The sequence below is a fragment of the Streptomyces niger genome, assembly GCF_000718305.1.
Classification (GTDB): Bacteria; Actinomycetota; Actinomycetes; order Streptomycetales; family Streptomycetaceae; genus Streptomyces; species Streptomyces niger.
Window position 1 is genome coordinate 421,570 of the sequence record NZ_JOFQ01000001.1, and the last position, 21,739, is coordinate 443,308.

Annotated in this window: 18 protein-coding genes and 1 pseudogene; 10 read left to right on the forward strand and 9 right to left on the reverse strand. The window is 72.1% G+C overall.

Translation table 11 applies throughout. The annotated features are described in order from the left end of the window. Positions 1 to 50 precede the first annotated feature (50 nt). From IF20_RS01885 to IF20_RS01910, 6 genes are all read right to left on the reverse strand, one after another. Positions 51 to 866, reverse strand: a complete 816-nt coding sequence (locus tag IF20_RS01885; protein ID WP_052863108.1) for an ABC transporter ATP-binding protein — start codon at positions 864 to 866, stop codon at positions 51 to 53. A gap of 60 nt (positions 867 to 926) precedes the next feature. Continuing rightward, positions 927 to 1,790, reverse strand: a complete 864-nt coding sequence (locus IF20_RS01890; RefSeq protein WP_052863109.1) for an ATP-binding cassette domain-containing protein — start codon at positions 1,788 to 1,790, stop codon at positions 927 to 929. After that, complete coding sequence (locus tag IF20_RS01895) at positions 1,787 to 2,638, reverse strand: ABC transporter permease (RefSeq protein ID WP_052863110.1); 852 nt, start codon at positions 2,636 to 2,638, stop codon at positions 1,787 to 1,789. The genes IF20_RS01890 and IF20_RS01895 overlap by 4 nt, the downstream gene beginning before the upstream one ends. A 10-nt stretch (positions 2,639 to 2,648) precedes the next feature. After that, positions 2,649 to 3,698 carry an ABC transporter permease gene (locus tag IF20_RS01900; protein WP_199896447.1) on the reverse strand — a complete coding sequence of 350 codons (1,050 nt, stop codon included), beginning with the start codon at positions 3,696 to 3,698 and terminating at the stop codon, positions 2,649 to 2,651. A 14-nt stretch (positions 3,699 to 3,712) separates the two neighbouring features. After that, positions 3,713 to 5,320 carry an ABC transporter substrate-binding protein gene (locus tag IF20_RS01905; RefSeq protein WP_052863111.1) on the reverse strand — a complete coding sequence of 536 codons (1,608 nt, stop codon included), beginning with the start codon at positions 5,318 to 5,320 and terminating at the stop codon, positions 3,713 to 3,715. Between the two features lie 152 nt (positions 5,321 to 5,472). Continuing rightward, entirely contained in the window at positions 5,473 to 6,384 is a 912-nt protein-coding gene (locus tag IF20_RS01910) for a LysR family transcriptional regulator (RefSeq protein ID WP_052863112.1), read from the reverse strand. Positions 6,385 to 6,654: 270 nt separating this feature from the next. On the opposite strand from IF20_RS01910, the gene IF20_RS01915 reads away from it, so the two are divergent. Genes IF20_RS01915 through IF20_RS01940 form a run of 6 tightly spaced genes read left to right on the forward strand, consistent with a single transcriptional unit; the run spans position 6,655 to position 12,632 of the window. Then, complete coding sequence (locus tag IF20_RS01915) at positions 6,655 to 7,611, forward strand: fumarylacetoacetate hydrolase family protein (RefSeq protein WP_052863476.1); 957 nt, start codon at positions 6,655 to 6,657, stop codon at positions 7,609 to 7,611. Beyond that, positions 7,608 to 8,573 (forward strand): cyclase family protein, encoded by a 966-nt coding sequence (locus tag IF20_RS01920; RefSeq protein WP_052863113.1) that lies wholly within the window; start codon positions 7,608 to 7,610, stop codon positions 8,571 to 8,573. Before IF20_RS01915 ends, IF20_RS01920 begins: the two co-directional genes overlap by 4 nt. Before the next feature lie 23 nt (positions 8,574 to 8,596). Further along, on the forward strand, positions 8,597 to 9,727 hold the full coding sequence (locus tag IF20_RS01925) for an FAD-dependent oxidoreductase (protein WP_052863114.1): 1,131 nt from the start codon (positions 8,597 to 8,599) through the stop codon (positions 9,725 to 9,727). After that, positions 9,724 to 10,734: an amidohydrolase family protein gene (locus IF20_RS01930; RefSeq protein ID WP_052863115.1), complete on the forward strand. Its 1,011-nt coding sequence runs from the start codon at positions 9,724 to 9,726 to the stop codon at positions 10,732 to 10,734. The genes IF20_RS01925 and IF20_RS01930 overlap by 4 nt, the downstream gene beginning before the upstream one ends. Positions 10,735 to 10,738: 4 nt before the next feature. Next, the gene (locus tag IF20_RS01935; protein ID WP_052863116.1) at positions 10,739 to 11,671 is read left to right on the forward strand and encodes a VOC family protein; all 933 of its coding nucleotides are present in this window, start codon (positions 10,739 to 10,741) and stop codon (positions 11,669 to 11,671) included. 25 nt (positions 11,672 to 11,696) lie between these two features. Continuing rightward, positions 11,697 to 12,632: a fumarylacetoacetate hydrolase family protein gene (locus IF20_RS01940; protein ID WP_052863117.1), complete on the forward strand. Its 936-nt coding sequence runs from the start codon at positions 11,697 to 11,699 to the stop codon at positions 12,630 to 12,632. 17 nt (positions 12,633 to 12,649) lie between these two features. On the opposite strand, the gene IF20_RS01945 is transcribed toward IF20_RS01940, so the two are convergent. The 3 genes from IF20_RS01945 to IF20_RS01955 all read right to left on the reverse strand — a co-directional run bounded on the left by IF20_RS01945 (position 12,650) and on the right by IF20_RS01955 (position 16,250). Beyond that, complete coding sequence (locus IF20_RS01945; protein ID WP_052863118.1) at positions 12,650 to 14,080, reverse strand: purine-cytosine permease family protein; 1,431 nt, start codon at positions 14,078 to 14,080, stop codon at positions 12,650 to 12,652. 238 nt (positions 14,081 to 14,318) lie between these two features. Beyond that, positions 14,319 to 15,626, reverse strand: a complete 1,308-nt coding sequence (locus IF20_RS01950; protein WP_052863119.1) for a phytase — start codon at positions 15,624 to 15,626, stop codon at positions 14,319 to 14,321. Between the two features lie 168 nt (positions 15,627 to 15,794). Beyond that, positions 15,795 to 16,250 (reverse strand): MarR family winged helix-turn-helix transcriptional regulator, encoded by a 456-nt coding sequence (locus IF20_RS01955; RefSeq protein ID WP_052863120.1) that lies wholly within the window; start codon positions 16,248 to 16,250, stop codon positions 15,795 to 15,797. Between the two features lie 189 nt (positions 16,251 to 16,439). Between IF20_RS01955 and IF20_RS37245 the strand changes: the two are divergent. From IF20_RS37245 to IF20_RS01975, 4 genes and pseudogenes are all read left to right on the forward strand, one after another. Further along, positions 16,440 to 17,313, forward strand: a pseudogene (locus tag IF20_RS37245) (MFS transporter). A gap of 87 nt (positions 17,314 to 17,400) precedes the next feature. Continuing rightward, on the forward strand, positions 17,401 to 19,260 hold the full coding sequence (locus IF20_RS01965; RefSeq protein ID WP_052863122.1) for a flavin-containing monooxygenase: 1,860 nt from the start codon (positions 17,401 to 17,403) through the stop codon (positions 19,258 to 19,260). Further along, entirely contained in the window at positions 19,257 to 20,954 is a 1,698-nt protein-coding gene (locus IF20_RS01970) for an NHL repeat-containing protein (protein WP_052863123.1), read from the forward strand. The genes IF20_RS01965 and IF20_RS01970 overlap by 4 nt, the downstream gene beginning before the upstream one ends. Continuing rightward, complete coding sequence (locus tag IF20_RS01975) at positions 20,951 to 21,718, forward strand: SDR family NAD(P)-dependent oxidoreductase (protein WP_052863124.1); 768 nt, start codon at positions 20,951 to 20,953, stop codon at positions 21,716 to 21,718. Before IF20_RS01970 ends, IF20_RS01975 begins: the two co-directional genes overlap by 4 nt. The last annotated feature ends 21 nt before the right edge of the window (positions 21,719 to 21,739 follow it).

The window sequence follows — 21,739 nt, forward strand, 5'->3', positions numbered from 1 at the left end:
TTCCCAATCAGATGGTGAGAACGTTCTCAGTCTGCGTGCGGCGCGTCAAGTCACGGGGGGTGTCGCGGGAGTGAGGCGCGGTGCGGCGTTGCGGGAGTGAGGCGCGGTACGGCATCGCGCAGGGCACGGGTGGCCGGGTGCCGGGGGTGGTGGAGCACGTCGGCGAGGTCGCCCTCCTCCACCACCCGTCCACGGTGCAGCACGATCACGTGCGGGCAGAGTTGTTCCACCACCGCGAGGTCGTGCGAGATCAGCAGGCAGGAGAGCCGGTGTTCGGTGCGCAGCCCGCGGAGGAGGTCGAGGATGCGGGCCTGGACGGTCGTGTCCAGCGCGCTGGTGGGTTCGTCGAGGACCAGGAAGAGCGGCCGGACGGCCAGCGCGCGGGCGATCGCCGCCCGCTGGCGCTGGCCGCCGGAGAGCTGGTGCGGGAAGCGGGCCGCGTGCTCGGCGGCCAGGCCCACGTCGGCCAGCAGCTCGGTGACGCGCCCGGCCTCGGCGGCGCGCGGCACCATCCGGTGGGCCCGCAGCACTTCGGTGATCGCCGTGCCCACGCGCATCCGCGGGTCGAGGGCGCCCTCGGTGTCCTGCACGACGATCTGCACGGCACGCCGGTACGGGCGCGACCGCCGCAGCCCGCTGATGTCGGCGCCGCGGAAACGCACCGTGCCGTGCGTCGGCGTCACCAGGCCCAGCAGGCAGCGGGCCACCGTCGACTTGCCCGAACCACTCTCGCCGATCAGCCCCAGGCCGAACGGCCCCTCGGGCAACGTGAGGCTCACCCCGTCCACCACGGCCGTACCGCCGTACACCACCGTCAGCTCGCGCGCCTCAAGCACCACCGGCCGTCCCTTCCCCGCGCCCGTCATTGAGTCCACCGTGCCTGTCGTGGGGCTCACCGCGCCCGTCGTTGCGTCTCCCCGCGCCCGTCATCGCGTCCCACCGCGCCCGTCGTTGCGTCCTTTGCCGTTCTTCTCGTTCGCGGTCCTCGGTCCGGGGGCTCCGGGCGCTCCGCCCAGCCGCGGGGCCGCTGCCAGCAGTTGTCCGGTGCGGTCGGCCCGGGGCGCGGCGACCAGGTCGGCGGCCGGCCGGTCCTCGATCACCCGGCCCCGGTGCAGTACCGCGATCCGGTCGCACAGCCCGGCCAGCAGCGCGAGATGGTGGCTGATGAACAACAGGGCCGTACCGTGCGCCCTACGGAGTTCCGTCAGCAGCGTGCAGATCTGCGCCTGGGCCATCACGTCCAGCGCGCTGGTCGGCTCGTCGGCGATGAGCAGCCGCGCTCTGAGGGCCGACGCCAGGGCGATGGCCACGCGTTGGAGCTGCCCGCCGGAGAGTTGGTGCGGGTAGCGGGCGAGGTACCCGGTGGGCAGTCCCACTCTTTCCAGCCCGGCGGCGGCGCGGGCCCGGGCCTCGGCGCGGGTGCAGCCGTGCAGCCGCAGCGTGCGCAGCACCGTCGTGCCCACCGGCAGGACCGGGTTGAAGGCGGCCGCCGGGTTCTGCGGGATGAGCGTCATCGTGGAGCCGCGCAACCGCCGCAGCCGCCGTTCCGGCGCCGACAGCAACTCCTCGCCGGCCAGCCGGACGCTGCCGGAGACGCGGGCGCCCGCGTGCCGGGTCAGGCCCAGGACGGTCAGTCCCGTCGTCGTCTTGCCCGCACCGCTCTCCCCCGCGATTCCCAGGAACTCGCCCTCGTGCAGCACCAGTTCGTCGATGTGCAGCACCGGCTCCGGCGGCTCGGGGCCGAAAGCGACCCGAACGTCGTGCAGCTCCAGGAGGGGTGTGCGGTTCATGGCCGGACCCGTGGGGTGTACCGCGGGTCGAGGCGGTCCCGCAGCACGTCGCCGAGCAGGAAGAACAGCGCCGCGACCACCATGATGGCCAGGCCGGGGAAGGTGCCGAGCCACCATTGCGTGGTGAAGTAGTTCTGCGACTGCTCCACCATCAGGCCCCAGTCGGGGGTCGGTGGCTGCGGGCCCAGGCCGAGGAAGGAGAGTGCGGAGGTGGCGAGCAGCACCCCGCCGACGTCGGTCGATGCCTGGACCAGCAAGGGGGTCGAGGCGTTGGGCAGGACGTGGCGGATCAGCGTGCGGCGGTGGCCGAGGCCGAGGGCCCGGCACGCCTCGGTGTACGGGCGGCCGGTCACCGACGCGGTCTCGCCGCGTACCAGCCGGGCGTACCACGGCCACCAGGTCACGGTGAGCGCGACGGTCAGCCCCGTGGGCCCGGGTGCCAGAACCGTGGCCAGGGCCAGTGCCAGCAACAGGGCGGGTACGGCCAGGAAGACATCGGTGACGCGCATGAAGACCTCGTCGATCCAGCCGCCGAAGTAGCCGGCCACCAGCCCTACCGTGGTACCGAGCAGCAGTGAGACCGCCACCACGACCACCGCGACGAGCGGGCCGACGCGAGCGCCGTAGAGCACCCGGGAGAAGACGTCACGGCCCAGTTCGTCGGTGCCGAACCAGTGGGTCGAGGAGGGCGGGCGCAGGATCCGGGCGGTGTCCGTGGTACCGGTCGCGTCCGCCGGGTACGGCGCCAGCACCGGTGCGAGCAGTGCGACGACCAAGACCAGCAGCACACCGGCCGTGACCAGGATCAACACCGTCCGACCGCGTCGGGGACCGGAACCGGCTGCCATCGCCACCCCCTCACCGCAGGGTGACGCGCGGGTCGAGGGCCGCCTGTGCCAGGTCGACGGCCAGGTTCGCGGCGAGGTACAGCAACGCGACCAGGAGGGTCACGCCGACGACGGCAGGGACGTCGAGGCTGCTCACCGCGTCGGCCGCGTACCGGCCGAGCCCCGGATAGTCGAACACCGCCTCCACGAGGAACGTGCTCACCAACGAGTACCCGAAGATCAGCGCGAGGAGCTGCAGTACCGGGTTCCAGGCGAGCCGCAGGGCGAAGCGGCCGAGGACGGCGCGCTCGGGGAAACCGAGGGAGCGCACCATCTGGATGTGGGGCTCGCCGACCGCGTCCAGAAGGCTCGCGCGCACCATGCGGGCGATGACGGCCGCCGGATAGGAGGCCACGACGAGCGCCGGCAGGAGCAGGTGGTCGAAGAGGTCGGCGGCCGCCGCCCCGTTGCCGGTGAGTACGGCGTCGAGCAGGGGCAGGCCGGTGACGGTGGTCACCGGGTGCGCGGCGAGCACCGCGCGGTCGTGGCTGCCGGCGATGGGCAGCAGGCCGAGCCGGCTCGCGAAGAGCGTCTGCAACAGGAGGGCCAGCCAGAACGTTGGGATCGAGGCACTGAGCAGCGCGCCGGTCCGCACCAGCACATCGGGGGCCCTGCCGTGCCACCGTACGGCGGCCAGCCCCGCGGGGATGCCCACGACCACCCCGATGGCCAGGCCGGCGAGCACCATCTGCAAGGTGTTGGGCAGCAGCGTGAGCAGATCGGTGAGGACGGGGCGGTGGGTGCGTACCGACAGGCCCCAGTCGCCGCGCAGCACCCCGGCCACGTAGCGGACGATCTGTTCGGCGACCGGCCGGTCCACCCCCAACTGAGCTCTGACCCGCGCCCGTTCGGCGGCCGAGGCCCGCGGCCCCGCCCAGACCCCGGCCGGGTCGCTGGGTACCACCCAGGCGATCAGGTACGTCAGCACCACCACTCCGGCGGCGACCAGGACCGCGAGCACCGAACGGCGGGCCGCGTAGTGGAGCATCGGCATGCCGCGCCCGTTCCGGGTGCGCTTCATGTCCACCCCCGGGGCTAGTGGTGGGTGAGGTCGTGGACGAACACCACGTTGGCGTAGGCGGGGTTGTCGACGAAGCCCTCGACGTCACTGCTCAGCACCCGCTGGTCGGTACCGGTCCCGAGGAAGAGCACCGGCGCGTCCCTGATGAGGATTTCCTGCATCGTGCGGTAGGTGCGCACGGCTTCGCGGGGGTCCGTGGCCGTGAGCGCGCTCACCCGGTCGATGAGTCGGTCGAGCCGGGGATTGGAGTAGTAGGCGAGGTTGTAGGAGATCTCCTGCTCGGTGCGGAACACGTTGCGGAAGTACGACAGCGACTCTGGGTCGTCCGGCCACCACCACATGACGAAGATGTCCTGGCGTTCTTCGGGGTTCTTCTTCTTGGCGCGCGGCCACTGCGCCGAGGACCAGGTCAGGCCCTGGACCCGGAGGTCGATGCCGAACGGGCGCAGTTGTGCCTTCATCAGAGCGCCGACGGTGCTGACGGTGCCGTAGCCCGCGGGGTAGGTCATCTCCAGCTTGATGGTCCGGCCGCTGCCCGGGCCGTATCCGGCCTCCTTCAGCAGCTTCCGGGCGCGGGCGCGGTCGCCCGGCATGTCCAGGGTGGTGGTGTGTCCGAACATGCCCTCCGGTATGAGGCCGTCGGAGGCCACGAGGGCGCCCCGGCTCGCTTTGATGATCTCGTTGTAGTCGAGTGCGTTCGTGATCGCCTGACGTACCCGGATGTCGTCCAGCGGTTTCTTCCGGGTGTTCAGCAGGCCGATCAGGGTCTGCCACGAGGGGCGTTCGTAGACGGTGAGGTTCGGCCGGTGGCGCAGTGTGTCCAGGAGCTGCGGCGGTATGTCACCGGCGTAGGTCCCCGCACCGGAGCTCATGAGCTGGGCCGACGTGGACGACTGCGGCACCGCCTGGAAGATCACCTTCTTGTAGCGCTTGCCGTGCCACCCGCCCCAGTAGTCCTTGAAGGCGGTCAGCTCCAGCTCGTCCTCGCTGCCCGGGTTCCACGAGGCGACCGTGTACGGCCCGGTGCCACGGCTGGTCGCCCGGTAGTCCTTCGGGTTGTCGGAGACCTCGTAGATGAAGGCCGCGTAGGTGGCGGAGGCCACGACGTCCAGCGGCGCCGGCCGGGACAGCTCGAAGCGGACCTCGTGTTTCCCTACGGGGACGATCTTCTCCACCGGGTCCCACACGTAGGAGGCGCTGGCCTTCAGCCTCATGGTGCGCTCGATCGCCGCCTTCACCGCCTCGGGGGTAAGGGGACGACCGGAGTGGAAGCGCACCCGGTCCCGCAGGGTGAACGTCCAGGTCCGGCGGTCCTTGGAGGAGGCCCATCGGGTCGCGAGCACGCCTTCGGTCTTATGGGTGTCGGCGTTGTACCGGGTGAGGGTCTCGTACACGTTCGACAGGGCCACTACTTCATCGGAGTAGGAGCGCGCCGGGTCCCACTCGGTGACCAGCCCCGTGCCGGCCAGGTACACGAAGGTGTCGTCGTCGTCCGCTCCGTCGTCCCCGCCGGAACAGCCGGCCGCCAGCAGCGACAACGTCAGAACGGCGACCGCTCCGGCCGTACGGGGCCGGATGCGGCGGTGCGCGGGCCGAAAACCCAGGAGGAGCTGCAACGACATCACCGTGCCTCCCGGAACACACCGGTCAGGGACGCCTGCCGTGCACCGCACACGGCGCACGATGGTTGCCAGCATGGCACGCGGTCGCCCGCACGGGCAGGCGTCATTGCGCTGTTCCCGTCAGGCCCCTCAGCCGGTCGCCGGGAGACCGCTCATGCGGTGCCGGTCAACTCCGCCCCCACCCGTGCTGCCGTTTCGCGTAGCCAGATGTGGGGTGCGTCGTGCAGGTGGACGGGGTGCCACCACAGTGCTTCCTGGAGGGGGACGGCTTCGTAGGGCGGGGGCAGGACGCGGACCGGGGCGACGCCGGCGAGGAGTTGGGCGAGGCGTTGTTGTACCAGTGCGATGCGGCGGGTACCGGCGACCATGAAGGGGAGCAGCTGGAAGCTGTCGACGGAGACCTCGACGCGCGGTTCGATGCCGAGCATGCCCAGTTGGCGGACGGCGGGCGCGTCGTAGGTGCGCTGGTAGGTGACCCAGGGCAGCCGGGCCAAGTCCTGGCGGGTGAGCCGCTCGCCCACTTCGGGATTGTCCTCGGCGACCAGGAAGACCCACTGATCCTGGTAGAGGTCGGTGGCCGGCAGGTCGCTGAGGATGCCGTGCGGCATGAGCAGCCCGTCGGACGTGCTCAGCAGGGTGGTGGCGTCCTCCACCACGGTGTTCGGCGTGTGGGTGAAGCGGAGGCGGATGCCGGGGGCTTCGGCGTGGACGACCCGGGCGAGTGCGGCGCCGAAGACGGTGACGGCGTAGTCGGAGGCCAGCAGCTTGAACTCGCGGCTCTCGGTGGCCGGATCGAAGTCGGCCTGGCTGCTGAACAGCCGCTCCAGCAGGTCGCAGGCGGTGGAGGTGCGGTCCAGCAGGACCTGGCCGAGTGCGGTGAGTTCGTACCGGCCGCCGACCCTCGCCAGCAGGTCGTCGTCGAAGTGGCGGCGCAGCCGGGCGAGGGCCGCGCTCATGGCGGGCTGGCTGAGGCCTACCCGGTGTCCGGCGTGGGTGACGTTGCGCTCCTCCAGCAGGGCGCGTAGTGCGACGACGAGGTTGAGGTCGAGGCTCGCCAGGTTCAAGGGGTCTCCAGTGGGGGGGCGGTGACGCATGGCGGGGCGTGCGGGGGAGCTGGGCGGTAGGAGAGCGAGCATAAACGGGGTGGATGGCGGTGATCCAGAGAATCTATTTCCATGATCGACCGATGCGGGGCCAGACTGGCCGCACCGCAACGGAAGGTCATCTCTGTGGAATCCCCCTCCGCGTCCCCGCACGCACACGCCTCAGCAACCGCGTCCCTCTCGGGGCCGGCAGCCGCCTCGTCGGTCCCGCCCTTCGCCGGGCCTTTCGCGCTGGGCACACTGTCGGCACCCGCGCCGTCGGTGGGTACCGCCTTCCCGGCGCTGGTCACCCCGGACGAGCGGGTGCTCGACCTGCGCACAGCACTCGACCGGTCGGACCTGACGGTGCGTGGGGTGCTGGAGACGTGGGCCGAGGTGCTGCCCGAGCTGCACCGGCTGGCCGGGGACGGCAGCCTCGCCCGGCGGCCGCTGGCGGACTTCCGGGTGCATGCGCCGATCGAGCCGCGGCAGGTGTTCCAGTCCGGCGCCAACTACCGGCAGCACGTCATCGACCTGCACGTGGCGCACCGCGACCCGGACGACGGCCGGTCCGTGGCGGAGGCGCGCGCGGAGGCCGCCGCCCTCATGGACCGGCGGGCGGCGGAGGACCTGCCGTACGTCTTCCTCGGGCTGCCGAGCGCGATCACCGGACCGTACGACGATGTGGTCCTGCCCGCGTGGGCCGAAAAGCCCGACTGGGAACTGGAGTTGGCGGCCGTCATCGGCAGGCCCGCACACCGGGTACCGGTGGCGGAGGCGCTGGAGTACGTCGCCGGGTACACCATCGCCAACGACCTGACCGACCGCGCCACCGTCTTCCGCCGCGACATGCCGCAGATCGGCACCGACTGGCTGCGGTCGAAGAACGCGCCCGGCTTCACCCCGCTCGGGCCGTGGATCGTGCCCGCCGCGTCGATCGGCACCCCCGACGACCTGCGGGTGACGCTGAAACTCAACGGTGCGGTGAAGCAGGACGAGTCCACCGCGGACATGCTGTTCGATGTGGCGCGCGTGGTGGCGTACGCCTCGCAGAGCGCCCGGTTGCTGCCGGGCGACCTCGTACTGACGGGCAGCCCGGCCGGCAACGGCATGCACTGGGGGCGACTGCTGCGCGCCGGGGACGTCATGGACGCCACCATCACCGGGCTCGGCGCGCAGCGCACCCGTTGTGTCGCGGAGGAGGCGTGACGACCGTGGACCGCACCGATCCGGCGGCCTCGATCGCGCGAGCCGCCAAGGCGTACTCCAACTGGGGGCGTTGGGGTGCCGACGATGTGCTGGGCACGCTCAACTTCCTCGACGAGGCCAAGCGCCGGGAGGGCGCCGCGCTCGTCCGCCGGGGCGTCAGCTTCTCCCTGTCCCAGCGTTTCGACATGGACGGGCCGCAGAAGGGCTGGCGGCGACGCACCAATCCGGTGCACACCATGCTCGACACCGGCACCGACGCCGCCGCGGGCCGCCAGGGCTTCCCGCACGGCCTCGGAGGCGCCGACGATGTGATCGCCATGCCGTTGCAGTGCTCCACCCAGTGGGACGGGCTCGGGCACATCTTCGACCACGGCAGGGCGTGGAACGGACGCAACGCCGCAGAGGTCGTCACCTCCGACGGTGACCTGGTCACCGGCATCGAGCACATGGCGCCGTACGTCGCGGGGCGCGGGGTGCTGCTGGACGTGGGCCGGGCGATCGGCACCGCCGGAGAGCTGCCCGACGGCTTCGCCGTCACCGAGGAGCAGCTGACGGCGACCGCCGAGGCCCAGGGCGTGGCGGTGGGCCGCGGCGACCTGGTACTCGTCCGCACCGGGCAGCTCGCCCGGGCCCGGCGGGAGGGGTGGGGTGAGTACGCGGGCGGGCCCGCACCCGGCCTGTCGTTCACCACGGCCGGCTGGCTGCACGGTACGGAGATCGCCGCCGTCGCCACCGACACCTGGGGCTTCGAGGTGCGGCCCAACGAGTTCGCGCACGCCTTCCAGCCGCTGCACCAGGTCGCCATCCCGCACATCGGGCTGCTGATCGGTGAGATGTGGGACCTCGACGCGCTCGCGGCGGACTGCGCGGCCGACGGCGTGTACGACTTCTGGCTCACCGCCGCCCCCCTGCCCATCACCGGAGCCGTCGGCTCCCCCGTCAACCCGATCGCCGTCAAGTGACCGGCGGAACCAGGAAGACCACCATGCACCCTCCCCGTACCGTCCTCGTCATCGGCGGGGGCGCGGCCGGCAACTCCCTCACCCTCCTGCTGCGCCGCGCCGGCATCGCGGTCGACCTCATCGAGGCCAAGGCCGACTGGAACGCCACCGCCGGCTCCGGCATCACCCTTCAGGGCAACGCGCTGCGCGTGCTGCGCACGCTCGGTGTGTGGGAGCGCGTCGCGGACTCCGGCTACGCCTTCGACTCCGCCGGCCTCACCACGCCGGACGGTACCGTCCTGCACGTCCAGCACGACCTGCGCATCGGCGGCGACGACCTGCCCGCCACCGTCGGCATGCAGCGCCCGCACCTCCAGCAGATCCTCATCGACGCCGTCCGCGGGAGCGGGGCTTCGGTACGGCTGGGTACGAAGGCGGTCTCGCTCGACCAGGACGCCGACGGTGTGTCCGTACGGTTCACCGACGGCTCAGCGAAGCGCTACGACCTGGTCGTCGCCGCCGACGGAGTGGGTTCCGCCACCCGCGCCGCCGTGGGCATCACGGACCGGCCGGAGCCGACCGGCATGGCCATCTGGCGCGTCGCCGCCCCGCGCCCGGCCGGCGTGACCCGCACCGACCTGGCGTACGGCGGGCCCGCCTACATCGCCGGCTACTGCCCCACCAGCGACTCCACCCTGTACGCGTATGTCGTCGAGGACCGCCGCGACCGCGCCACCATCCCGCCGGAGTCGTACGCCGACGAGATGCGCGCACTCGCCCGGCACTACGGCGGCAACTGGCCGGAGATCACCGCCAATATCACCGACCCGGCCCAGGTCAACTACGCCTGGTTCGACCGGATGCTGGTCGAGGGCTCCTGGCATCGGGGGCGGGTCGTCCTCGCCGGGGACGCCGCGCACTGCTGCCCGCCCACCCTCGCGCAGGGCGCGGCGATGTCGCTGGAGGACGCCGCCGTCCTCGCCGAGTTGCTGACCGGCGGCCGGCCCTGGGACGACGACCTCTTCCAGGCGTACTACGAGCGTCGCGTCCCGCGGGTGCGAGCGGTCGTGGAGGCGTCCGTACAGATCGGGCAGTGGCAGCTCGACGGGGTACGGGACGCCGATGTGCCCGGGCTGATGACCCGCACCATGACGATGCTCAGGGAGCTGCCGTGACGACGTTCCGCACCGTCCCGACCGTCGACGTACACGCGCACGTCCTGCTGCCCGAGGTGGAGGCCCTGGTCGCGGGCGCGCCGGGACTCGTCGAGGCCAGGGCGCTGGACGCCCGCCGCAACGGCCCGGCGGCGCTCGCCGTCAGCGGCCCCATGGTGCGCGAGCGCATCCCGCGGCTGACCGACGTCGCCGTGCGGCTGGCCGCGATGGACGCGCAGGGCGTGGACGTGCAACTGGTCAGCCCGTCGCCCTCGCACTACCACTACTGGGCGGACGAGGAGACGGCCGGGAAGCTGTACCGGCTGGCCAACGAGGCGACGGCCGCGCACTGTACGGGGGCGCCCGACAGGCTGCGCGGACTGGGTCTCGTGCCCCTCCAGCACCCCCGTCTCGCGGTCGACGCCCTGGACCACGCGCTGGCGCAGGGCCTGGCGGGCGTGGAGCTCTCCAGCCACGCGCCGGGACGCGAGCTGTCCGACCCGGCCTACGAACCCCTGTGGGCGCGGGCCGAGGAGACCGGGGCGGTCCTCTTCCTGCACCCCTTCGGCTGCACCCTCGACGAGCGTTTGGACCAGTGGTACCTGTCCAACTCCGTCGGGCAGCCCACCGAGAACGCCGTCGCGCTCTCGCATCTCATCTTCTCCGGCGTGCTGGACCGGCACCCCGGCCTGAAGCTGGTCGCGGCGCACGGCGGCGGCTATCTGCCCACCCACATCGGCCGCTCCGACCACGCCTGGTCGGCCCGCCCGGACGCGGGCGCCGGCTGTGCGCACCTGCCCAGCAGCTACCTGAAGCGGCTGTACTTCGACTCCCTCGTCCACGACCCGTACGTACTGCGGGAGCTGGTCCGGGTGGCCGGCGCCGACCGCGTGCTGCTCGGCTCCGACTTCCCCTTCGACATGGGCACCGAGGACCCGGTCGGCGCCCTGCGCGCGGCCGGGCTTCCCGACGCCGACTTCCACGCCGTCCGGGGCGGCAACGCCGCCGCCCTGCTCTCCAAGGAGTGACACCATGCGCCTGCTCACCCATCTGCGCCACGTCGACCTCGCCGTGCCCGACTACGACAAGCAGTTGGACTTCTACGCCGGCGTCTGGGGCCTGACCAAGGTCGCCGAGGACTCCGGCATCTCCTTCCTCGCCGCCGAGGGCTCCCCCGAGCAGTACGTCGTCCGGCTGCGCAAGGCCGACGAGAAGCGGCTGGACCTGGTCTCGTACGGTGCCGCGAGCGCCGCGGACGTCGACGCGCTGGCCGAGCAACTGCTGTCCGGTGGCGTCGAGTTGATAACCCGGCCGGGAAAGGTCGACACCCCGGGCGGCGGATACGGATTCCGCTTCTTCGACGTCGACGGGCGCACCATCGAGGTCTCGGCGGATGTCGAGGTCAGGCAGCACCGGAAGATCGAGGAACGGGAGTCCATCCCGGTCAAGCTGTCGCACGTCGTCCTCAACTCGCCCGATCTGAACCGGACTCGGGAGTGGTACGAGCGCCACCTCGGCTTCCGCCTCAGTGACACCCTCGGTTCGCCGCGCATGGGCGAGGTCATGCACTTCATGCGGATCAGCAACCAGCACCACTCGATGGCGATCGCGCAGGGGCCGCACACCGCCCTGCACCACGTCTCGTTCGAGATGCGCGGCCTGGACGAGTACATGCGCGGCTCGGGGCGGGTGATGCGCGCCGGGTACCGCAAGCTGTGGGGCCCCGGGCGCCACCTGGCCGGCGACAACACCTTCACGTACTTCCTCGACCCGCACGGCAACACCGTCGAGTACACCACCGAGCTGGAGACCCTCGACGAGGACACCTGGCATCCGCACGTCTACGACTTCTCGCAGCCCGAGGTCACCGACCAGTGGGGCACGGCCAACGCCATGAACGAGCTCGTCGCCAAGGAGTCGTTCAACGACCCTGACCGCGGCTGCTTCGTCGCCCCGCCGGTGTGATCCGCCGTCCTCCAGGAGTTCTGCCATGCGCATAGCCACCTACGTCCACGAAGGCCGCCGGCGGTGCGGGGTCGTCGAGGACACCGTCGTCCGCCACCTGCCGGACGGTACGTCACCGGTCGAGGCGGCCCTCGGCGGTGTGCGGCCCGTCGGCGCCACCGCCCCGCTCGCCGAGGTGCGGCTGCTCGCTCCCGTGACGCCGCCCTCGATCCGCGACTTCGTCACCTTCGAGGAGCACGTCGAGGGGGTACGGCGGTCGATCGACGGCTCCGGCGGGGTGCCGGACGCCTGGTACGACGCGCCGACCTTCTACTTCAGCAACCCGCACGCGGTCATCGGACCGTACGACGACGTGCCCGTGCCGCCGGGGTCGCGGGCGCTGGACTTCGAGCTGGAGGTCGCCGCCGTCATCGGCCGGGAAGGCCGCGACCTCACCCCGGAGCAGGCCCGCGACCACATCGTCGGATACACGATCCTCAACGACTGGTCGGCGCGCGATCTCCAGTCCCGCGAGATGCAGGTCGGCCTGGGGCCCTGCAAGGGCAAGGACACGGCGGCGACCCTCGGCCCGTACCTGGTGACCGCCGACGAACTGGAGCCGTACCGCGACGCGGAGGGTTTTCTGCGTCTGACGCTGACCGCCGAGGTCAACGGTGTGACCGTGGGCGAGGACCTGCTGTCCCACATGAGCTGGACCTTCGAGGAGATGGTCGGCTACGCGTCGCGGGGCACCCGGGTCGTGCCCGGCGACGTCCTCGCGTCCGGCACCTGCGGCAACGGCGGCTGCCTGGCCGAGTTGTGGGGCGTACGGGGCGAGCAGTCACCACCACCGCTCGCCCCGGGCGACACCGTCACCCTCACCGTCGAGGGCCTCGGCACCGTCGCCAACACCGTGGTCCCGGGCCCCGGGCCGGTGCGCCTGCCGGCTGCCCGGCGCCGGGGCCGGGGCATCACCGGCTGACAGCCCGGCCCCCGGCTTCAGCGCGGCGATCCGGTGTTCGTCGCCGGGTCCGTCGCGGGCTGTGCGGGTGCGCCGCCGTTCCGGACCCACAGCGGCTTCCGGCGGTACGTCAGGAGGTACAGGACGGCGGCGGCGCCGGCCGCGATGAACATGCTCAGGTCGCCCGTGTGCGGGAACGCCGCCGCGAACGGGCCGGTGAAGAGGGTGGAGTGCCAGAACGGCACCGAGGCCAGTACGCCGCCCGCCCAGGCGACGACGCCCCAGTGGAGCACGCGGCCCTTGTCGTACAGCTCGGCGATCCGGCCGGGGTCGCGCCGGCCGCCCAGGTAGTAGTCGAGCAGCAGGACGGTGGCGAAGGGGGCGATGAAGTAGGCGGTGAGGTTGAGGAAGACGGCGAACTTCTCCTCGGTGCCGGCCTCGCCCCAGAGGCTGATCACGTAGGCCAGTGCGCAGATGATGACGACGGCCTGGGTCCGGCTGACCGGGATCTTGAGGGTCTGGACGGAGATCGCGCCGCCGTAGACGTTGAGGAAGTTCTGCGCGAGCGCGGAGAGGGTGACCGCGATCAGTGCGGGCACGGCGAACGGCCCGGCCAGCTGGTGCAGTGCGGTGATGGAGTCCGCGCTCGTGGCGTGGCCGCCCACCAGGACACCCAGGATGCCGAGCCAGCAGATGGTGACGAAGTTGCCGAGGCCGGTGTAGAGGGTGGTGCGCTTCACGACGTGCGGGGTGTCGGGCAGGTAGCGCGAGTAGTCCGAGGCGAAGGGCGCCCAGGCGACGAGGAAGGAGAGGAAGCCGGCGGCGAAGGTGATCCAGCCGCCGGTGGCGCCGGCGTAGCCGGCGGCGTGCGTGTCGGCCTCGAAGGTGCCGGCGCCGCGCACCAGGGCCACGACCGTGATCAGCAGGAACAGCGGGGTGAGGACGTAGGTCAGCATCCGCTGCAGGAAGTTGATCATGTTGTAGCCGTAGATGGCAACGACGACTTCGACCAGCGTCAGCAGGAGCCCGCAGGCCCAGAACGGCAGGTGGGTCAGTTCCGCGAACGCCTTGCCGCCGAGGATGACGGTGACGGCCGCCCAGCCGACGCCGGCGAAGACGTTGATGTAGGCGACGGGCAGGAAGTTGCCGAAGAAGCCGAGCGGGCCGCGCGCCTGGATCTGCTGCGGCACGCCCAGCCGTACGCCCATCCGGGACATCACGGCCATCAGTACGGCGCCGGCCGCTGCCCCGGCCACGATGGCGAGGACCGCGGCACCGAAGCCGATCCCGAGGCCGGCCGCGCTGAAGCCCAGGAGGATGATCGGGAAGTTCAGTCCGGCGGCGAACCAGACGAAGAACTGGGAACTGGCTTTGCCGTGCCGTTCACTCTCGGGAATGTGGTCCACCCCGAAGGGTTCGACCTTGGCGACCGCGCTGCCGTATACCGGCGCCGAGGCGTCGTGGGTCATGCCGATGCTCCTGGGAACGGACGAAGAGGGGTTCTTCGAAGAAAGGTGGGAAACGGGTCCGAAGGTTTCACCAGGGCAACCAGGGCAAAGGTGCCGTCTGCGAGATGTCGAAGAACCCGCCGCCACTGTAGACCAGTGGGGCGTCGTCGTGGTAATGCGCCGGAACGCCCCCGGGCCGGCGAGACCCCACGAGGCCGGTCCGGGGCGCCGGCGGCGGGGCCGGCCGGCGCCCGGTCCGTCAGTCGTCGAGCGCCTCGGTGACGTCGGCGAGGTCGACGTACTTGAATCCGGTGGCGGCGCGGTCGCCGTCCGCCGGGGCGTCGTGCCCGTCCTGGACGACGAGCAGGCCGTGCGGATACCGGCGGCCGAGCGGCGCGTTCAGTACGGCGGCGCCGTCGCACTCCTCGGAGCCGTCGAGCTCCGGCGAGGCGGCCGTGACCCGGAAGCCGCCCTCGTACTCGTTGTCGTCGGCCTGCTCGCGGTCGTACCCGGCGAAGGTGTCGTCGCCCTGGCTGGAGGCGAGCAGGTGGCCGTCCCCGTCCGGCTCGGTGAGCAGCGTCAGCCCCTCGACGTCGGCGGAGAGCCGGGTGCCGCCGTACCCCGGGTCGGCGCCCGGGGTGCACTCGTCGGTCTCCGGGTCGTACCGGCCGGGCACCCCGTACTCGCGCACCTTGTCGACGAGGTGCGGTGTACCGGAGAGGTCGGCCGGCAACCGCCAGATCCCGACGTCCTCCTGACCGGCGTACAGCGTGCCCGCGCCGGCCGGGTCGACGACCATGCCCTCGATCTGGGGCAGTTCGCCGGGCTCGGCGCAGGGCGTCCACGAACTGCCGTTGGGCAGGCGGAAGGTGGCGGGCAGGTCCAGCGTGCGGACCGTGCGGTAACCGACCGTGCCGTGTGCTGTGGCGGTGAGCTCCAGCAGCGCGAGGGTGGTGGTGTTGCGCCGGCTGACGAGGGCGTAGGAGCGGCCCGTCCCGGTGTCGGTCCAGGTGGCGAGGCCGTAGGCGGTCCGCTGCTCGTTGATCTCGTGCTGGCCGTCGGAGAACACCGGCGGCGCGGCGGGGTCGGTGACGTCGGTGAGCGGCCCGCCGGGCCGGTCCCGGTCGATGCGGTACACGCGCAGGGTGTCGTGGCCGCGGTCGGTGGTCACGGCCAGGTCGGCGCGGCCGGACGGCAGCCGCAGGCCGTGCACGAGGTCGACGTTGTTGAAGCGGCCGGGGGCGTCGTCCGGGCCCGGCGCCGGTGGCGCCGGAATCGACTGCACGGGCCGCGCTTCGAGGTCGTAGACCCGCAGGCCGCCCTCCTTCGCGGTGGCGATCACCAGGCTGCGGTCGGGCGCAGCGGTGTTGCGCCAGATCGCCGGGTCGTCGGCGTCGGCGTTGCCGCCCGCTGCGTCGTCGTACAGCGTCGGGGTCTCGGCCCGTGGCGGCACGGCGGGCAGGGCGGCACCGTCGCTGCCGGCCGCCGGGGGCGCCGCCGCGGCGAGGGCGACGAGGGTCGTGCCCAGTAACAGGGTGAGCGGTCGGGCCAGCGGGGATCTGCGCATACGGGCGCTCCTCAGTGGGGGGCGGATGACCTGAAGAGCCTGTGGCGTGGCGGTGTCCGCGGCGTGGCGGGGCGCGGTACGCCGTCCGATCACCGGGTGAGCGCGCGGTGAACGGCCGGGCCGGCCCCCTCGTCAAGTGCCGATTCCGGGCGCCATTCTGACGTGATGTCAGGGGCGCGGCCAGGGGCGGCCGCCGATGCGCTCGATGTCGGTGTTGAAGCGCCGCAGGTAGGCGGCGAAGGCCGCGATGTCCGCCTCCGGCCAGTCCACCATGATGTCGTCGAGTATGCGGACCAGGTCCTCGCGCTCCTCGTCGAGCATCAGCGCGCCCTTGTCCGTGAGCTGGAACTTGCGGGCCATGCCCCCGGCGGGGTCGGGGATGCGTTCGACGAGTCCGGCGCGCATCGCGGCGGCGGTCTGCCGGTTGAGGGTGGAGGCGTCGAGGCCGAAGGCGTCGCTCAGCTCGCCGATCGACATGGGCCCCTGCATGCGGATGCGGCTGAGGAGGATGTAGGCGCTGCGCTCCAGCGCACCGTCCTTGTGCCGCCCGCCCCGCTTGTTCAAGAAGGTGTGGCGGCTGAGCAGCATCTGCTCGTACTCGACCTCGTGCGTCGGCCTGACCATGCGTCCCGCCGCCTCCTGCTTCCTGCTCCTGCCGCGCCGCCGACGCATCGCGCCTGTAGGTGGCTCCTTGCCGCCATTCTCTCACGAGGGTGCATCACGCACACAATGTGCCCCATACATGTGACGTGTACGATGCACATCGCTGCGAGCACAGTCGTGGTGCCGCGAACACAGTCAGGAGTCCCCGCGATGGACGCCCCTCGCTCGACACCCCGCCCGCACGGCGTGGTCGCCACGCTGGCGGTCGCCGGCATCACGGCGGCGACCACGCAGACCCTGGTCACCCCCCTCCTCGCCGAACTGCCGACGATCCTGCACACCAGCGCCTCCAACGCCGCCTGGGTGATCACCGCCACGCTGGTGGTGGGCGCCGTGTGCGTCCCGGTCTTCGGCCGTCTCGGGGATCTGGTGGGCAAGCGCCGCATGCTGCTCGTGTGCGCGGTGCCGCTGGTGGCCGGTTCGGTGGTGTGCGCGCTCGCCTCCTCCGGCCACCGGCCACGGCCTGGGGCAGTCGATGCTCGCGGCGGGCCTGTGGATGGCGCCCGGCGGCATCATGATGATGCTGGTCTCCCCGCTCGGCGGGAAACTCACCGACGCGCGCGGCCCGAAGACCACCCTGGTCTGCGGCGCCCTGGTGATCGCCGCCGGCTACGGGCTGTCCATGGCGCTGCTGGGCACCGCCTGGGGCATGATGCTCTTCGCCATCGTGATCAACAGCGGTGTGGGCCTCGCCTACGGCGCCATGCCGGCGCTCATCATGAGCGCGGTCCCGCAGTCCGAGACCGCCGCGGCCAACGGCTTCAACACGCTGATGCGCTCGCTGGGCACCTCGATCGGCGCCGCCGTGATCGGGGTGATCCTCGCGCAGCTGTCCACCACGGCGGGCGGCCACACCTTCACCTCCGAGAGCGGTTTCCGCACCGCCCTGCTCGTCGGCTGCGGAATCGCGCTGGTCGCCGTCGCGATCGCGACCGCCATACCGGCCGGGCCGCGCGCCGCTGCCGCCGGCCCGGCCACCGGGACCGCGCCCGGGCACCTCGCCTCCGCACCGCGGCACGGCTGACAGACCCGTACCGCAGCACCGCTACGGCGCCGACATCCCGTACCGCGCCGTACCGCAGCACCGCTACAGAGAGGAACAGGACCGCCGATGCCCTACCCCCACACCCCGTCCGAGCCCGCTTCCGCCGACGCCGGGGAACCGGAGCTCGACCTCGACGCCCTCAAGGCGCGCTACCGGGCCGAGCGGGAGCGCCGGATCCGGCCGGAGGGCGGCCGCCAGTACCAGCCCGTCACCGGCCGGTTCGGGTATTACGACGAGGACCCGTACGCCGAGCCGGCGCCGGACCGCGCACCGCTGCGCGACAGGGTCGAGGTGCTCGTCCTCGGCGGCGGGTTCGGCGGTCTCCTCGCGGGCGCGCGACTGCGCCAGGCGGGCGTGGAGTCGATCCGGGTGGTCGAGAAGGGCGGCGACTTCGGCGGCACCTGGTACTGGAACCGGTACCCCGGCATCCACTGCGACATCGAGTCGTACATCTACCTGCCGCTGCTGGAAGAGGTCGGCTACGTCCCGAAGTGGAAGTACGCGCCGGGCGAGGAGATACGGCAGCACGCGCGGGCCATCGGGCGGACCTTCGACCTCTACCGCGACGCGGTCTTCCAGACGCAGGTGACCGGGTTGCGGTGGGCCGACGAGGCGGCCGAGTGGCTGGTGAGCACCGACCGGGACGACCTGATCAGGGCCCGGTACGTGATCACGGCCAGCGGCACGCTGAGCGAGGCGAAGCTGCCGGGCATCCCCGGGATCGAGACCTTCCGGGGGCATACCTTCCACACCAGCCGCTGGGACTACAGCTACACCGGCGGCGACGCCGACGGCGGCCTGCACAAGCTCGCCGACAAGCGGGTCGCCCTGATCGGCACGGGCGCCACCGCCATCCAGTGCGTGCCCCACCTCGGCGCGGACGCGGAGCGGCTGTACGTGTTCCAGCGGACGCCCTCCTCGGTGGACGTCCGCGGCAACCGCCCCACCGACCCCGAGTGGGCCGCCGCCCTCTCCCCCGGCTGGACGCGGCGGCGCAGGGACAACTTCCTCGCCCTCGTCACCGGCGGCCGGGTCGAGGAGGACCTGATCGACGACGGCTGGACCAGCAGCGCCCGTCTGCAGCAGAAACTCATCCCGAGCGACAGCTACCGGGACGTGCCGCCCGAGGAGCGGGAGCGCGCCTACGAACTCGCCGACCACCAGAAGATGAACGAGATCCGGGCGCGGGTCGACGAGGTCGTCACGGACCCGAGGACGGCCGAACTGCTCAAGCCGTGGTACCGCTACATGTGCAAGCGGCCCACGTTCAGCGACAGTTACCTGCAGACCTTCAACCGGCCCAACGTCACCCTGGTGGACACCGCCGACAGCCACGGCGTGGAGCGGATCACCGAGAATGCCGTCGTGGTCGGCGGGGTCTCGTACGAGGTCGACTGCATCATCTTCGGCACCGGCTTCCAGGTCGGCGTCTCCGGCATCACCTCCGGTCGGCTGCCGGTGCACGGCAGAGGGGGCATCGCCCTGCCCGAGGCGTGGCGGGAAGGGCCGCGCACGCTGCACGGCTTCTACAGCCACGGCTTCCCCAACCTCTTCCAGCTCGGCCCGCTGCAGAACGCCAGCTCCGTGAACTACGTGCACATCCTCGACGAGCAGGCGACCCACGTCGCCGAGGTCGTCGCCGCGGCACGCGCACGGCGGGCCCGGTACGTGGAGCCCACCGTCGAGGCCGAGGCCGCGTGGGTCGCGACGATCCGCGCGAAGGCGCCCGACCTGTACGCGTTCCAGGCCGAGTGCACCCCCGGCTACTACAACAACGAAGGCATGCCAAGGAAGCGCAGCGAGTCCTACGGGGACGGGCCGGTCGCCTTCCACTCGCTGCTCAGGGAGTGGCGCGCCAACGGCGGCCTGGACGAGGTCCTCGTCGACGCCGGGCCGGACGGAACCGCGGAGGGGACACGAGGATGACGGCGCGTCAGCAGAGCCGGTACGGCGGGATCGCGTCCGCACCGGCCTCGGGCGGCACGCGGTGGGACGTCCGGCGGCTCAACCTGCCCAGCCCGCTGTGGGGTTCCAACGGTGTCGCGTTCGGCCCGGACGGACGGCTGTACGCCGCGCAGTTCCTGGCGGGGCAGATCAGCGCGGTGGACCCGGCCACCGGGGACGTCGAGACGATCGTGCCGATGGACGGCCCGGTGCAGTCACCGGACGATCTCGCCTTCGGTGCCGACGGCTCGATGTACATCACCGACCTGGTACCGGGGCGGGTGTGGCGCCGCTCCCCGCTGGGGGACTACAGCCTCGTGTCCGACGAGGTGCAGGTGCCCAACGGCATCACCTGCATCGGCGACCGGCTCTTCGTGAACGAGATGCGGATGAACGGCCGGCTGCTGGAGCTCTTCCCGGAGAGCGGTGGCCCGCCGAAGGTGCTCACCGAGGGGCTGGCCCTGGGCAACGCGATGCAGCTGGGCCCCGACGGGCACCTGTACTACCCGCACATGGTGACCGGCCAGGTCTGGCGGATACCGCCCGACGGCGGCACTCCGGAGGTGGTCGCCGAGGACGTGCACGAGCCGGTCGCGGTCCGCTTCGACCTCGGCGGCGTGCTGATGGTCCTCTCCCGGGGCCGGGCCGGCATCGTGACCCGCATCGACCTGCACGGCACGGGCTCCCGGTCCGTCGTCACCAGCGGACTCGTGGGCCTCGACAACGCGGCGTTCGACACCGAGAACCGGATGTTCGTCTCCAGCTTCGCCACCGGCGGCATCACCGAACTGCACCCCGACGGCCGGACGCGGGAGATCGTGCCGCGTGGCCTCGACGGCCCCTTCGGGGTGGCCGTCGACCCGGTCGGCACGGTGTACGCGGCCGACCACTATCGCGTGGCCGGGCCCGAGCACCGCGCGGCGGACGGCACGGACGACGTGACCACACACGTCCTGCGGCCGTTCGCGCACGGCATCGCCGCCGACGGCGGGCTGCTGCACCTCACCTCGCAGTACGGCGAGGTCACCACGTACGACCCCGAGCGCGGCAGCACCCGCGTCCGGGCGACCGGGCTGCGGCGGCCGACGGGCATCGCCGTGCTGCCCGGCGGAGGGCTCGCCGTCGCGGAGACGGACGCCGGCCGGGTCCTGGTTCTGGAGGGCGGCGGCGAGGGGGACGAGGGAAACCACGACACCGTCACCGTGCTCGCCGAGGGGCTCGACCACCCCGTGGACGTGGCGTACGACGCTGCCGGGCGTTGCTACGTGAGCGATGAGCGGCGCGGGGCCGTACTGCGGATCGAGGCCGGGCGTACGGTCACCGTCGCGGACGGGCTCGACGCGCCGCAGGGCTTGGCCGCTCTGGGGGACGACCTCTACGTCGTGGAGACCGGCGCGCGGCAGCTGCGGGCCGTGTCGCTCACCACCGGGGAGCACCGGATCGAGGCCGCGGAGCTGCCGGTCGGGCTGCCGCCGGGCACCGGCCCCCGCACCGATCCCGCGCTGTTCACGCACGGCATGCCCGGCGCGCCACGGCAGTTCGCCGGCCTCGCCGCGGCGCCCGACGGCTCGCTGCTGCTCTCGGCCAACGGCGAGGGAACCGTCCTGCGCCTCACTCCCCACGGGGGAGCCACCGTTCACCGTGCCGGAGCCCCCGGCGGAGAGGAAACCCCATGACGAGTACAGGACTGTCGGGACGTGGTGTCGTGGTCACCGGAGCCGCGTCCGGCATCGGCCGGGCCGCGGCCCTGAAGTTCGCGGCGGAGGGCGCCCGGGTGCTGGTCGCGGACCTGAACCGGGAGGGTGCCGAGGACGTCGTCCGCGAGATCGGGAAGGCCGGTGGTACGGCGCTGGCCGTCGCCGGCGACCTCAGCGACCAGCAGGTGGTGGACGCGGTCGTCGAGCGGGCCGTGGCGGCCTTCGGCGGCCTGGACGTCCTGGTGAACAACGCCGGGATCATGGACCGGATGTCCGCGCTGGGCGAGACCGACGACGCGGAGTGGGAGCGTGTCGTACGGATCAACCTGACCGCGCCGTTCCTGCTGACGCGGGCCGCCCTGCCGCACATGCTCGACGCGGGGCGCGGGTCGATCGTCTTCACCGCGTCCGAGGCCGGTCTGCGGGGTGGCGCGGCGGGCGCGGCCTACACCGCCTCCAAGCACGGCGTGATCGGCCTGGTGAAGAGCCTCGCCGTGATGTACCGGAAGCAGGGCATACGGGCCAACGCCATAGCCCCCGGCCCCACCGCCACGAACATCAGCGTCGATGCGGCCCCCGACGCGCACGGCCCCGCCCTCATCGGGCAGCTGATCGGCGCGAACATCGGCCGGCTGGGCAGCGCGGAGGAGCAGGCGGACGCCCTCGTCTTCCTCGCGTCCGACGCGGCGGCGTTCATCAACGGCGCCGTCCTCCCGGTGGACGACGGTTGGTCGGCGGTCTGACGACGGAGCCTCTGACGGGAG